The organism is Halosubterraneus shenae (genome assembly GCF_050510935.1).
Taxonomy (GTDB): domain Archaea; phylum Halobacteriota; class Halobacteria; order Halobacteriales; family Haloferacaceae; genus JBDGPU01.
The window spans coordinates 211,341-224,626 of record NZ_JBNLVO010000005.1 but is presented as its reverse complement, the minus strand read 5'-3'; the positions used below and the strand labels follow the sequence as shown (position 1 = coordinate 224,626).

The following is a 13,286-nucleotide window of genomic DNA, read 5'->3' as shown; positions in this document are numbered from 1 at the left end:
GCAATGACCGATCGAGATACCGACCGCGACCACACTCCCGACCGCGATCGAGATCCGGGCGATCGAGACCCGGGTACCGGCCGGGCCACCGACTCGGGGCCGAACCCGAGCCGCGAGGACCTCGAAGCACGCCTCGCGGAGCTCGAGACGACGCTGGAGGAGCTCCGCGGGGAGTTACGGGACGAACGAGCCGGTCCGCCGCGGCCGCCGAGCCTCTCCGAACTGCTCCGATTCACCGAGCAGTATACGATCCCGTCGCTCATCGCGCTGCTGGAGACCACGATCAAGTCGCTGGAGCTGCTCCAGGGCACGCTCCGCCTCGCCGACCCGGGACGCGAGCTGTCGCCGGAGGACGACCGGCGACGGCGCAGGGGTACCGGCGCTGGATCCGAACGGCTCGCCGGCGTGCGCGAGAACGCCGAGGCGCAGCTGGCGTCGACGCTCTCGGACCTCCGTGAAGCGCTCTCGGCGGCCGACCTCCCGGAAGAGAGCGCGCCGCGGTCGATACTGCAGGACGCTCGCGAACTCACCGCCGAGATCGAGGCGGAACTCGAGCGGTCGACGCGGCCGGAGGAACGGGGACCGCCGCCGGCGACGGAGCCGACCGAGCCGGGGTCGACGGACCCGGGCGATGGCGATGCGACCGCTAGCGACGCCGACCCCGAATCCCGGCACGACGGGGCGGTCCACATCGACGTCCACGACCCGGCTTCCGAGGGGGAATCGCGCCGGGAGTCGAGCGAGACGGTCGACGGCGACGGGCCCGTTGCCGGCGAGCCCGAGCGCGCGTCAGTTGACGTCGACTCCGAACTCGAGTCGATCAAGCGCGAGCTGGGCGACGAGGGGGATGCGACGGACGAAGCTGAGGAGGCGGTTGAAAGCGGAGGCGAGCAGGCAGCCGAGGGCAACGAGGACGCGAACGCCGAGGGAGACGGCGACGCGAACGCCGAGGGAGACGGCGACGCGAACGCCGATAGAGACGGCGACGCGGACGCCGACGGCGAGGATGGTGCCTCGTCCGAGTCGTAGCGGAAGTATCGAGCGACCGCCGCTCCGGCTGACTCCTTATTCGACGGGCCGGAATCGGAAGCCGTCCCAGTCCTGGCTGTCGGGCTCGCGGATGCCGGCTTCGGGGTCGCGGAGCTCCTCGGCGTACACCGGTTCGACGGTGTCGCCGATCTCGACGTCCTCGTCCGCGACGATCTGCCCGAGCGCGCGCACCGGCGGGCCGTCGTAGTCGTCGCCGAGGTCGAAGTCGACGATGGCGAGCGTGTTCGGTTCGCGGACGCCCGGCGGCGTCGCCGTCGACTCCGTCCAGGTGAAGACCTCGGCCTCGTACTCGGCGAGGTTGACGGTGCCGACGCGGTCGGCACCGCCCGGTCCGAGTCGGTGCGGTGGATAGGCGATCGCGCCGTTCTCGTATTTCGCTGCCTCGAGGACCGGGTCGTCGGTGTCGTGGTCGGTGGTTTCGTCGCTCATTGTTCCGCCTCCATGATGGTGGTCGTGACACAGTTCCCGAACCCGCCGACGTTGCAGGCGAGTCCGACCTCGGCGTCGACCTGGCGGTCGCCCGCCTCGCCGAGCAGCTGTTGATAAATCTCGTACGCCTGCGCGACGCCCGAGGCGCCGAGCGGGTGGCCCTTCGACTTCAATCCGCCGGAGGTGTTGATGGGGAGCTCGCCGTCGCGGTCGGTGACGCCCTCCTCGACGGCCTTCCAGCCCTCGCCCTTCTCGAAGAAGCCGAGGTCCTCGCTCTGGAGGAACTCGAGGATGGTGAACATGTCGTGGAGCTCGGCCACGTCGACGTCGTCCGGGCCGAGGCCGGCCATCTCGTAGGCCTCGTCGGAGGAGTCGACGACGCCGCCCATCGTCGTTGGGTCCTCGCGCTCGTGGACGACGTGGGTGTCCGTCGCGCCGCCGATGCCGGAGATGACGACGTACTCGTCCGTGTACTCCTTCGCGACGGACTCGGGACAGAGCATGAGCGCCGCGGAGCCGTCCGTGATCGGACAGAAGTCGTAGAGCCGGAGCGGGTCCGCGACGATCGGCGAGTCGAGCACGGTGTCGAGGTCTACCTCCTTCCGGAACTGCGCGTGCGGGTTATCGAGGCCGTTCCGGTGGTTCTTGACCGCGACCTTCCCGAGACTCTCGCGCGGCGCGTCGTACTCGTCGAGGTAGAGCCGCGCCGTGAGGCCCGCAAAGGACGGCAGGGTCACGCCGTGTTTGTACTCGACCGGGTGCGTCAGCGACGCGATGACGTCCGTCGCCTCCGTGGTGCTCCGGTGGGTCATCTTCTCGCCGCCGACGAGCAGCGTCATGTCCGAGGCGCCGGAGGCGACCGACTGCCAGGCGGCGTAGATCCCCGCGCCGCCCGACGACGACGTCTGGTCGATACGCTGGGTGTACGCCGGCATCGCGTCGAGGTCGTGCGCGAGCGCGTTCGGGACGCCCGTCTGGCCCTCGAACTCGCCGCTTGCCATGTTCGAGACGTAGAGGTGGTCGACGGCATCCGGTTCGACGTCCGCGTCGTCGAGGCAGGCCGCACCCGCCTCCGCGAGCAGCTCGCGGACCCACGCGTCCCGTTCCCCGAACTGGGTCATCGACGCTCCGAGTATTGCTACGCGTTCCATACTCGTCGCTTCTGGGCCAGCCGCCTATACGTTATCGTTCCGGCGGAGGATTCGACCGACCGTCACTCGGACCGAACCCGCGCGTCCGAAGGGTCAAACCGGATGCCGCCCAAGCCATCCCCATGTCAAACGGATCGGCCGACTGCCCGGTGGCGGACTGCGGCTTCAGCGACATCCCCTCCCTCGTCGCCGCGCACGTCAACGGGACGTCGGACGCAGACCACGACTGGGACGAGCTGCCGTTCGACGGGCCCGGCGCGTTCCTCTCGGCGGCACGCGCCGACGGGCCCACGATGCCGACCGATGCCGGCGCCGACCGGGGCGTGGAGAGCGAGGATAGCAACGACGCGCGCGACGAAGCTGCCCACGCAAACGACGAGACTGACCACACGAGCGACGAAGCCGACGACGCGCCCGACAACGCCGGTGAATCGGGGACGAAGGCGGCGGAGTCGGACGCCGAGTCGCGCTCGAACAGGGGGAGCCGGGCCATCGCCGGCGACCCGGAGCCGCTCCCCGTTCGGTGTCCGGTCGACGGCTGTAGCTACACGGGGCCGCCGAAGTCGGTCGCCGCGCACGTCAGCGGGAAGCGCGACCCGCCCCACGACATGCGAAAGATCGACTACCCGAACGCCGAGGCGTTCCCGCCGGCGCCGAGGGAAGCCGACGAAACGGGCGAGGATAGCCAGCCGGTCGATCCCGACCATCCGTTCGACGTGAGCGACGTAGAGCGTGCGGCCGAGGTCGCCGTCGACGAGGCCGAGGACGTCGACGCGCTCGACGACCTCCCGCTCTCGAAGCTCGTCGACCTCCACGTCGCGTTCTCGGTGCTGGCGAGCGAGGCAAGCAGCCTGCGACGCGATCTTAAAAGCGCCATCGTCGACCGCGTCGAGGAGGACGGCGAGATCGAGGGCCGTCTGGGCGCCGTCGAGCGGTCGACCGGGACGCGGAGGTCCCTCCGCGACGAGGCCGTCGTCCAGAGTCGGCTGCTCGGAGCCGGGATCGACCCGGCGGACGTACAGTCGTTCGACCCCGACCTCGTCGACGACGCGATCGAGGACGCCGACCTCGACGAATCGGCCTTCTTCGAGACGCGAGAAACGGACCGGCTCCGACGGGCGGACGTGAACGAGGACCAGTTCTCGCCGGAGTCGTAGGTCTCGGAGGGTCGAACCGACGGGTTCGCGGAGCTCAGTAGTCGTCCCGCTCCCGGCGCTCGGCCGCGAGCTCGGTTTGCTCGAAGCCGCGGTGCAGCGACGGCGACGCGAACCCGGCGATGGTCGCGACGAAGGTCAGGATCCCGATCGCGGCCAGGATCGGTGACGGGGAGGCGAGCATCCGCCAGAACGTCCCCAGCGAGACCAGCATGGCGGTGTACACCCCGGCGACCCCGACCGAGACGAGCGCGTGGCCGCCTTCGAGTCGTCTTACGGCGAAGCCGAGCGTCGCGGCGACGAACACGTACGGAACCGGCGCGAACGGAACTACCGTGAGCGCGCTTCCCGCGATGGCGACGGACGCCAGCACCGCGAGGAGCACGATGGGGGACACCTTCAGCAGCCGACTCCAGAACGACCAGTAGGTCACCGGTTGCTGGAGCGTCAGCCAGGCGTCGAGTCGTTCGACCAGCCGGCTCCGGTCCATCGTGGGTATAGGATAGAACTCGGTGGCTACCGAAAAAGCGTTGCGACTGCCTGTACCCCGGTTCTCGACGTTTCCGCACCATTCCCCTCGTCTCGGGCGTCGACTGCTAATTCAGGCGCGCTGGAACGTGGTGGAGGTCGGTGGCGATGGTTTCATGCGCGTTCGCGGTGAATCGAGGGTACGTTGCTCCCCGAACTACGCGCGAGGATCCGCCGGGACGTCGACCGGACCAGGGGGGTCCTCCACCAGGCGTTTACACACGACCACTCCCCGAAGGAGGTGGCGGGCAGCTTCGCGCTCGGTGTGTTCATCACGATGCTGCCGACCCTCGGGGTCGGGTTCCTGGCGTTCGTGGCACTCGCGTTTGTTTTTAAGCGACTGAGCAAGCTGGCGCTGTTCGCCTCCGTGATCGTCTTCAACCCCGTCGTTAAGTGGGGCGTCTACGGGGCGAGCTATGGACTCGGCGTGTTTCTACTCGGGCCGGTCGAAGGAATCAGCGTCTCGGAGGTGTCGCTGACGGCGGCGCCCGCGGTGGTCTACCGGCTCGTCCTCGGCAACACGATCCTGGCGATCGTCGCCGCCGTTCCCAGCTACTTCGTCGCGCTCCGGACGATCGAGCGCTATCGCGAAAGCGACGTGAGCGTCCTCGTCTAGGCCGCGAGAGCGTCCTCGTCTGACGGAATTCGGTGCGGCCGACGCGACAGCCAACCCGGGATCCGACGCGACAGCCAACCCGGGATCCGACGCGACAACCCGGCCGACGGCGTCGCTCACGTCGTGAACAGCTCGGTGTCCTCCGGGATCGAGAACAGCCCCATCCGGACGCCGGCGTCGAGCCAGCCGTAACCGTACGAGAAGGACGCGAGCGCGTTCACGAGGTCGCCCTTGTGGCGGAAGTGGCGCCCGTCCTCGAGGTACGCTTCCGCCATCTCCGCGCAGTCTGCGGCCGATTCGCCCAGCGGGGTCCCGTCCGGCGGGCGCGGTTCCGCCTCCGCGAGCGCGTCCGCCAGCATGCGTTCGTATCGATCCGTCTTCTCCTCGAGATCAGCGGCCATAGCGGCACCTCGTGGCCCCGCCACGAAAACGTTCGCTCACGAGGCGGACGGCCAGCGGTGGACGTCGGGCGACGGGCTCAACAGACCGGCTTCGGGTTGACGCCGAGCGACTCCAGCGCCTCGACCTGCGCCTCGTAGGCGGCGTCGATGGCGTCGAGCGCGGCCGATTCCGCCCGCTCCCAGTCGCCGTCGTCGTCACAGACCGTCTCCAGGAGGTCGAGGGCGCGCTCCTGCTGACCGTCGAGGTCACCACGGAGGTCGCGGAAGACGGACGCCGTCTGGGGATCGGCGTCGCCGACGAAGTAGCCGATGTACTGGGACTTCGACTCGTCGGCGACGAGGATCCGGCCGAGGAGCGCGCCGGCGCGGGCGACGGTGTCGTCGATGCCCCGCAGGTGGGCGGCGAGCGCCGGGAGATCCTCGCCATCCTCGTCGGCCGGTTCCTCGTCCCCGTCCTCGTCCAGTTCCTCCCGGACGCGCTCGAAGTGGTCGTGCTCCTCCTCGGCCGTGGCGCGGAACGCCGCGGCGGCGGCCTCGTTCGCCTCGTCGTCGGCCCAGGCGTCGAACGTCTCCGCGGCGGCGCGCTCGGCGGTCGCGGCGGCCTGCAGCACGCGGTCGGCCTCGATCTCGCCCGCGGTGGCCGCGTAGAGCGCCTTGGAGGAGCCGAGCCGGGAGAGCTCCGTCGCCTTTGCCTCGCGAACCGCCTCGAGCAGGTCGTCAGGGGTCATATGAGTGAAAAAGTGGATGGTGACCCTAACGCTTCGGGGTTACGGCTCGTCGCCTGTCGCGATGGGCGCGTCGACGAGGTTCCCCCACTCGGTCCAGGAGCCGTCGTAGTTGACGGTGTCGTCGTAGCCGAGCAGCTCGTGGAGCGCGAACCAGGCGACGGAGGAGCGCTCGCCGATGCGGCAGTAGGCGACGGTCGTCTCGTCGCCGTCGATGTCCTCCTCGGCGTACAGCTCCTGCAGCTCGTCGAAGGACTTGAACGTCCCGTCGTCGTTGGTGACGGCCGCCCAGGAGATGTTCTTCGCGCCCGGGATGTGACCGCCACGCTGGGCGGTCTCGTTGAGGCCCGGCGGAGCGAGGACCTCGCCGCGGTACTCCTCGGGCGAGCGAACGTCGACGAGCGGCACGTCGTGCTCGATGGCCTTCTCGACGTCCTCCTTGTACGCGCGGATGGTCTCGTGGGGACCGGCGGCGTCGTACTCGACCTCGGGGAACTCCGGAACCTCGTCGGTCGTCGGGTAGTCGTTCTCGACCCAGAACTCGCGGCCGCCGTCGAGCAGCTTCACGTCGTCGTGGCCGTAGTACTTGAACTGCCAGTAGGCGTAGGCGGCGAACCAGTTGCTGTTGTCGCCGTAGAGGACGACCGTCGTGTCCTCCGTGATGCCGTGGGTGCCGAGCAGGTCCTCGAAGTCCCCCTTGTCGAGGATGTCGCGCTGGACCTGGTCCTGGAGCTGGCTCTCCCAGTTGAAGCCGATGGCGCCGGGCGCGTGGGCCGAGTCGTACGACTCGGTGTCGACGTCGACCTCGACGAGGCGGAGGTCCGCGTCGTCGCTCTGGAACTCGTCCAGTCGGTCTTCGGCCCAGTCGGCCGAGACCAGTACGTCGTTTGCGTATGAGTTGTCTGCCATACACGCACACATTAGGAAGACGGGGTTATAGTAGTATGACCGCCGGAGACATCGGCCAATCGTTCGATAAAGCCACAATATTTGCACGTACTCGATCCCTGCCCGACGCCGCCCTTTTAGGAGGCCGACGACAGCCCGTCGTTCACGCGAGCTGACGTTTTGTGACCCCGGGCCACCCAGCGATCGACGGCAACAGCTGCCGCTTCCCACGAGCTGGATCAGGCGTTGGCGACGGCGGGACACTAAACCGGCCCGCTGCCCAAGTCGGACGCAATGGACGAGATCATCGTGGACGCCTCGGCGCTCGCGGCCCGCCTCGACGACCCGGGCGTCCACGCCGTCGACGTGCGCGAGGAGTGGGAGTACGACGCCATGGGGCACGTGCCCGGGGCCGTGAACGTCCCCTTCGAGACGTTCCGGGGCCAGGGCGACGCGGACGTCGGCCACCTGCCGGGTGCCGAGGCGTTCGCGAACGTGATGGGCGAGGCCGGCCTCTCGCGGTCGGACACCCTCGTCGCCTACGACGACACCAACGGCGTGTTCGCCGCGCGGTTCCTCGTCACGGCGCTGGTGTACGGCTTCACCGAGGTCCATCTTTTAAATGGTGATTTCAGCGCCTGGCAGCGCGAACACCCGGTCGACTCGGCACCCGTCGAGCTCCCGGCAGTGGAGGTCGAACCGCTCCGGCTCCCCGACGACGAGACGCCCATCGTCGATGCGGACTACGTTCGCGAACGGATCGACGCCGCCGAGAGCAACGACGAGGACGTCGCCATCGTCGACACGCGCGACGCGAACGAGTACGCGGCCGGCCACCTCCCCGGCGCCGTCCGGTTCGACTGGCAGGAGGCCGTCGACCCGGAAACGCGCGGCGTGAAGCCGAAGACCAGGATCCGCGAGTTGTTCGCCGAGCGCGGCATCACGCCGGACGACACCGTGATCCTCTACTGCAACACTGCGCGCCGGCTCAGCCACACCTACGTCGCGCTCCGGTGGGCCGGTTTCACGGACGTCGCCATCTACGAGGGGAGCCTGACCGAGTGGCGCGAGATCGGCGGCGAACTCGTCTCGGAGTCCGACTGACAGACGCTGCCGAGAGCGCGCTCCCGGCATCGTCGGCTTCCGGCTTCACCCGTTCACCGTCACCCGCCTACCGTCTCCCGTCCACCGTCACCCGTCCACCGTCACCCGTTCACATCGCAGTTGCCGGTGTGAATCTCGAACCGCGCGCCGCCGGCCTCGGCCTCCGTGATGGAGATGTTCCACCCGTGAGCGTGCACGATCTCGCGGACGCTCGCCAGGCCGACGCCGGTCCCGTGCTCCTTCGTCGAGAAGCCCGGCGTGAAGACGTCCTCCCGGTTCTCGGGAGGGATCCCCGGCCCGTCGTCGGCGACGTAGAAGCCGTCCTCGAGCTCGCCGACCCGAACGCTCACGTCGTCCCCGCCGTGTTCGACGGCGTTCGACAGGAGGTTCTCGATCAGTCGTTTCACGGCTCCCCGGTCCCCGTCGACCGCTGGCTCGCCCTCGAGAGCGACGGACGTTCCTTCGGCCGCAGTAACGCTCGACTGGACGCTGTCGACCGCGGCCGCCACGTCGACGCGCTCCGTCTCCGAAACCAGCTCCTGGGTCCGGAGGACGTCGACCAGGTCGGTCCTGAGCGTGTCCGTCCGCCGGATCGCCGCGAGCGCTTTCTCCATCTGTTCGACGTCCCCGTTCTCGATCGCGAGTTCGGCACGGGCAATGGCCGTCGACAGCGGCGTCTGGAGGTCGTGGGAGATAACGTTCGCCAGTTCGTCGAACCGCTCGCTCTGGCGTTCGAGCGACTCCTCGCGTCGCTTCCGGTCGGTGATGTCGCTGGCGACGCCGAAGATCGCCTGCGGCCGGTCCGAGTCGGGCCTGAACCCGGGGTCGTCGATGGGCGTCTTCGAGCTCAGGAAGACGCGCTCCTCGCCGTCGACGACGATCCGTTCCTCGAACTCCCGGGACGCTCCGCTCTCGAGGGCCGCACGATCCGTGCGGCGCACCTCCTCGGCCATTCGATCCGGAAACAGTTCCTCGTCCGCGCGGCCGATCACGTCCGTTTCCTCGAGGCCGAACAGCCGCTTGAACGCGCTATTGATCAGGAGGTACTCGCCGTCCCGGTTCTTGATGAACATCGGCGTGGTCGTGTTTTCCAGGACCGTCTCGAGCAGCTGTTCGCGCTCCTTCCGCGCGGTGACGTCCTCCTGGAAGCCGACCCAGTTCGTGACGGTGCCGTCCTCCTCGTCGTGAACCGGCGCGAGACTCACCCTGTTCCAGAACTCCTCGCCGTCGCGACGGTAGTTCCGCAGCTCCACCGACGTCGGTTCGTCGGCGTCTATCGCGCGTCGCATCTCGTCGACTGACGCCTCGCTCGTGCCGGGGCCCTGGAGGAACCGATGGTTCTCCCCGAGGACCTCGTCGCGCTCATAGCCGGTGATCTCGCAGAACTCGCGTTCACGTAGGTGATCGGATTGTCCGGCCGCTGATAGTCGGTGATCGTGATCCCGACGGGGGCCTCGTCGATGGCCCGCTCCCTGAGTTCCAGTTCGCGCTCGCGCTGTCTGGTCCGCTGGTTCCGGTGGGCCCGGTCGACGATGTCCGCGATGTCGGAGACGAACTCCACCTCGTCCTCGGTCCACTCGCGCGTGCTTCCGACGTTCTCCACGCAGACGACACCGGCCACCTCACCTTCCGACCGGAGCGTCGCGTCCAGCAGGGCTTCCACGTCGTTCGGCCGGAGGTAGTCGTCCGTCAGCTCGCTGGTCCGCGGGTCGCGTCGCGCCGAGGCGGCCTCGATGGTCCGATTGGTTCGTAACGCCTCGAAGTACTCCGGAAACGCCTCGGTGTGTAACGTCGCGCCCCGGTCGTGCGTGCCCGACGACTCGTCGAAGTTGTCCACGCAGCGGAGCGTCGTCTCGTCCTCCTCGAAGAGCCAGACGTTGACGCGGGGGACGTCGAGCACGCTCGCGGCCGTTTCCGTGATGCGCTCGACGGCCGACTCGAAGTCGCCGTCCGTCACAGTCGGGTCAGTCGTCAACTCGAGGAGCGCGTCCCGCTGCCGCTGGAGGCGCCGCTGCCGCTTTTCGGTGATGTCGCGGGCGATCACGACGACGTAGTCGCGGTCGTTGACGGTGACGTAGTCCGCCTGGACCTCGACCGGGAACGTCGAGCCGTCGGCTGCCTCGTGGACGCCCTCCATGAGGACGGAACCCTCGTCCCGGATCCGGTCGACCACCTCCCGGAACGCCGCCAGGTCGTCGATGGCCTGCTCGACGTCGACGACCGACCTGTTCAATAACGCCTCACGGTCGTAGCCAAGTCGTTGGCGAGCGCGTTCGTTGAACTCGAGGAACTGCCCGGATTCCGGGTCCAGCATGTGGATAGCGTCGTCGGCGCTGTCCAGCAGGGCACGGAACTCCTCGAGGTCGCTCCGGACCTGCCGAGCGTGGACGGCGTGGGCCACGTCGGCGGCGAGCTCCGCTAACAGTTCCTGTTCCGCATCGTCGAACACGTCGGTACGCGACGCGTAGACGACGAGGACGCCGTAGTGGTGGTCGTCGTAAACGAGCGGGGCGGCGGCAACGGATCGGAAGCCGCGGGCGAGCGCCGCCTCGCGCCACGGCTCGAAGGTGGGGTCGTGTTCGACGTCCTGGGAGGCCACGACCCGACGTTCCTGAACGGCCTTCGCGGCGGGACCCATCGGCGCGTCGTCCTCGCCGCTTGGGATCGAGACCGCCTCCAGGTAGCCGTCGTCGTCGCCGGCCATCGTTCGCGGCACGATCCCGGCCGAGTCCGGCTCGGCCGACCCGATCCACGCGAATCGGTACGGCTCGGTCCCGCTGATCGTCTCACAGACCGCGGTTTCGACGGCTTCCCGGGTCTCCGCCCGCACGAGTTCGTGGTTCACCTCGGCGGAGAGGGTCCGGAGCCGCTCGAGGTTCTCGGCCCGATGCGTCGACCGGTACTGTTCGACGGCGTTCCCGATCCGGTTCGCCAGGATCCCGTATTGCTCCGTCCCGGAGTCCTTCTGGAGGTAATCCGTCGCGCCCGCCGAGATCGCCTCGCTCGCGACCTCCTCGCTCCCCTTGCCGGTGAACAGCACGAACGGGAGCTCCGGAAACGCCGTGCGGACCTCCTCGAGGAACTCTATCCCGTTCTGTTCCGGCATGTCGTAGTCGCTGACGACGCAGTCGAACTCCTCGGGATCCGCTTGCAGTCTGTCCAGTCCTTCCTCGGCGTTTCGCGCCGAGGTCACGTCCAGTTGATCGTCCGTTTGCTCGAGGAACTCGGCCACGAGGTCGCCGAACCCGGGGTCGTCCTCGACGTGGAGGACACGGATCGAGCTGTCCATACCAGGAAGAACCGGTCCACCGATAAAATCGTTACCCAGCCGCACCCGCCCGATAGTGGCTTCGCTGACCGATCTGGCCGGATCGCCGTCGACGTGCGTCGCAGTGCTGCCAGCTCCCGCGGAGACACGCCCGGTCAGGTCCCGACGCGACACGACAGCGCAACCTACAAACCCGACCGCGGCGAAGTACGGGTATATGAGTGACGAGGTAGTCGAGCATCGCCGTCTGATCATTACTGGCACGGGTATTGCCGGGCTGACGGCGGGGATTTACGCTGCGCGGGCGAACAACGACCCCCTCATCATCGAGGGCGACGAGCCGGGCGGTCAGCTGACGCTGACGACCGAGGTCGAGAACTATCCGGGCTTCCCGGAGGGCATCTCCGGTCCCGAGCTGATCAACAACATGAAAGAGCAGGCCACGCAGTTCGGCGCCGACACGGTCAACGGCATCGTGGCCGACGTCGACGACTCGGAGCGTCCCTTCCGCGTCGAGCTGACGAACGGCGACGTGTACACGGCCGACGCCGTCATCGTCGCCTCCGGAGCGTCCGCGCGGACGCTGGGCGTCCCCGGCGAGGACGAGCTGATGGGCTACGGCCTCTCCACCTGTGCGACGTGTGACGGCGCGTTCTTCCGCGGCGAGGACATGCTCGTCGTCGGCGGCGGTGACGCGGCCATGGAGGAGGCGAACTTCCTGACGAAGTTCGCGGACACCGTCTACATCGCCCACCGTCGCGAGGAGTTCCGCGCGGAGGACGTCTGGGTCGACCGCATCGAGGACAAGGTCGAGTCGGGCGACGTCGAGGTCCTCACCAACACCGAGCTGATCGAGCTGCACGGCAGCCCCGAGGAGGGCGTCGACCACGCCACGCTCGTCGAGCACCCGGACGGCCACCCGAAGCAGAAACTCGACGACCCCGAGACGGCAAAGGAGGTCAAGGAGTACGAGTTCGACGTCGGCGCCGTCTTCTACGCCATCGGCCACACCCCGAACACGGCGTACCTCGAGGACACGGGCGTCGAACTCGACGAGGACGGCTACCTGAAGACAGAGGGCGGCTTCGGCGGCGAGCAGACCGCGACCGACGTCGAGGGCATCTTCGGCGCGGGCGACGTCGTCGACTACCACTACCAGCAGGCCGTCACCGCGGCCGGCATGGGCAGCAAGGCCGCGCTCGACGTCGACGAGTACCTCTCCGACCTCGAACGTGCGGGCGAACTGACGGAACAGCAGGACGCGGGTGCGGCCGCGGCGGACGACTGATCCGGCGTCTCACGCTTTTTCACCTCTTTTCTTGTCGGGAGAAAACACTTATCGGGGCGACCAGTAGCGCTCGCTATGGTCTCCGACCGCACGCTCGTCGTCCTCCTCCTCGTAGTCGGTACCCTTCTGCTCGTTTCACCCTGGTGGGCGGGGACCATCGGTCTCGGCGAGTACGAAGGCGACGTCACGGTGGTCGAGTCACCGGATGCGGCCGCGGAGGACGTTCCTGTGACGGATCGCGAGAATCTCACACCCCGTGGTGAACGAATTTTGGTATCCATTCTCGACGACGGAGAGGCCAGCGTTTACGCCCGGAGCCACGGTCGCGACCGAAGTGGGATCCCGCCGGAATACTCCGGGTGGCTGGATGATTACCGGATTGGTGGCTACGTCGTAGATGCCGATACGGTCTACCGGGTCGAACTCGAGGTCCCGCCGGAGCCGCTGTTGCTCGCCGTCGTCCTCCCGGCCGTCCAGGTAGTTGGTCTCCTCGCTCTCGTTACTGCCGTCGCATACCGACGCGGCCGCGCGTCGACCGCGACCGGCGAGGTCGTCCTGGCCCTGGCGTTCGCCGCACTGACGCTGGTCGCATGGGTCGTTAACCTGCACGGGTATCTGGTTCCGGTGCGCTAACTCACATTGTGGGTATCGAGCCCGTGGACGTACTCCTGTGGACGAGCCTGC

14 protein-coding genes are annotated in these 13,286 nt (G+C 68.1%); 6 read left to right on the top strand and 8 right to left on the bottom strand.

What is annotated here, in order from left to right; genetic code table 11:
- The first annotated feature begins 3 nt into the window (after positions 1 to 3).
- Positions 4 to 1,029 (top strand): DUF7547 family protein, encoded by a 1,026-nt coding sequence (locus ACQE3M_RS12645; protein WP_430505985.1) that lies wholly within the window; start codon positions 4 to 6, stop codon positions 1,027 to 1,029.
- 36 nt (positions 1,030 to 1,065) lie between these two features.
- Here ACQE3M_RS12645 and ACQE3M_RS12640 read toward each other — a convergent pair whose 3' ends face one another.
- Both ACQE3M_RS12640 and ACQE3M_RS12635 read right to left on the bottom strand, forming a co-directional pair.
- Positions 1,066 to 1,479 (bottom strand): PhlB family protein, encoded by a 414-nt coding sequence (locus ACQE3M_RS12640; protein WP_430505984.1) that lies wholly within the window; start codon positions 1,477 to 1,479, stop codon positions 1,066 to 1,068.
- Entirely contained in the window at positions 1,476 to 2,630 is a 1,155-nt protein-coding gene (locus ACQE3M_RS12635) for a thiolase family protein (RefSeq protein ID WP_430505983.1), read from the bottom strand. Before ACQE3M_RS12635 ends, ACQE3M_RS12640 begins: the two co-directional genes overlap by 4 nt.
- 122 nt (positions 2,631 to 2,752) lie before the next feature.
- Between ACQE3M_RS12635 and ACQE3M_RS12630 the strand changes: the two genes are divergently transcribed.
- Positions 2,753 to 3,787 (top strand): DUF7983 family protein, encoded by a 1,035-nt coding sequence (locus ACQE3M_RS12630; RefSeq protein ID WP_430505982.1) that lies wholly within the window; start codon positions 2,753 to 2,755, stop codon positions 3,785 to 3,787.
- Between the two features lie 34 nt (positions 3,788 to 3,821).
- On the opposite strand, the gene ACQE3M_RS12625 is transcribed toward ACQE3M_RS12630, so the two are convergent.
- Positions 3,822 to 4,274: a hypothetical protein gene (locus ACQE3M_RS12625; protein ID WP_430505981.1), complete on the bottom strand. Its 453-nt coding sequence runs from the start codon at positions 4,272 to 4,274 to the stop codon at positions 3,822 to 3,824.
- Positions 4,275 to 4,457: 183 nt separating this feature from the next.
- Between ACQE3M_RS12625 and ACQE3M_RS12620 the strand changes: the two genes are divergently transcribed.
- A complete protein-coding gene (locus ACQE3M_RS12620) occupies positions 4,458 to 4,928 on the top strand; it encodes a DUF2062 domain-containing protein (RefSeq protein ID WP_430505980.1) in 471 nt (156 codons plus the stop codon).
- 116 nt (positions 4,929 to 5,044) lie between these two features.
- Here ACQE3M_RS12620 and ACQE3M_RS12615 read toward each other — a convergent pair whose 3' ends face one another.
- The 3 genes from ACQE3M_RS12615 to ACQE3M_RS12605 form a co-directional block, all read right to left on the bottom strand.
- Complete coding sequence (locus ACQE3M_RS12615) at positions 5,045 to 5,329, bottom strand: DUF357 domain-containing protein (RefSeq protein ID WP_430505979.1); 285 nt, start codon at positions 5,327 to 5,329, stop codon at positions 5,045 to 5,047.
- Between the two features lie 77 nt (positions 5,330 to 5,406).
- On the bottom strand, positions 5,407 to 6,057 hold the full coding sequence (locus ACQE3M_RS12610) for a rubrerythrin family protein (protein WP_430505978.1): 651 nt from the start codon (positions 6,055 to 6,057) through the stop codon (positions 5,407 to 5,409).
- Between the two features lie 39 nt (positions 6,058 to 6,096).
- A complete protein-coding gene (locus tag ACQE3M_RS12605) occupies positions 6,097 to 6,963 on the bottom strand; it encodes a sulfurtransferase (protein WP_430505977.1) in 867 nt (288 codons plus the stop codon).
- Positions 6,964 to 7,236: 273 nt separating this feature from the next.
- Here ACQE3M_RS12605 and ACQE3M_RS12600 point away from each other — a divergent pair, with 273 nt between their 5' ends.
- Complete coding sequence (locus tag ACQE3M_RS12600) at positions 7,237 to 8,046, top strand: sulfurtransferase (protein ID WP_430505976.1); 810 nt, start codon at positions 7,237 to 7,239, stop codon at positions 8,044 to 8,046.
- A gap of 101 nt (positions 8,047 to 8,147) precedes the next feature.
- Here ACQE3M_RS12600 and ACQE3M_RS12595 read toward each other — a convergent pair whose 3' ends face one another.
- Together ACQE3M_RS12595 and ACQE3M_RS12590 are read right to left on the bottom strand one after the other, a co-directional pair.
- Entirely contained in the window at positions 8,148 to 9,422 is a 1,275-nt protein-coding gene (locus ACQE3M_RS12595; protein WP_430506140.1) for a sensor histidine kinase, read from the bottom strand.
- Positions 9,320 to 11,335 carry a GAF domain-containing protein gene (locus tag ACQE3M_RS12590; protein WP_430505975.1) on the bottom strand — a complete coding sequence of 672 codons (2,016 nt, stop codon included), beginning with the start codon at positions 11,333 to 11,335 and terminating at the stop codon, positions 9,320 to 9,322. Before ACQE3M_RS12590 ends, ACQE3M_RS12595 begins: the two co-directional genes overlap by 103 nt.
- A 196-nt stretch (positions 11,336 to 11,531) precedes the next feature.
- Between ACQE3M_RS12590 and ACQE3M_RS12585 the strand changes: the two genes are divergently transcribed.
- Both ACQE3M_RS12585 and ACQE3M_RS12580 read left to right on the top strand, forming a co-directional pair.
- Positions 11,532 to 12,602 carry an NAD(P)/FAD-dependent oxidoreductase gene (locus ACQE3M_RS12585; RefSeq protein ID WP_430505974.1) on the top strand — a complete coding sequence of 357 codons (1,071 nt, stop codon included), beginning with the start codon at positions 11,532 to 11,534 and terminating at the stop codon, positions 12,600 to 12,602.
- A gap of 75 nt (positions 12,603 to 12,677) precedes the next feature.
- Positions 12,678 to 13,235 (top strand): hypothetical protein, encoded by a 558-nt coding sequence (locus tag ACQE3M_RS12580; protein WP_430505973.1) that lies wholly within the window; start codon positions 12,678 to 12,680, stop codon positions 13,233 to 13,235.
- Positions 13,236 to 13,286 lie beyond the last annotated feature (51 nt).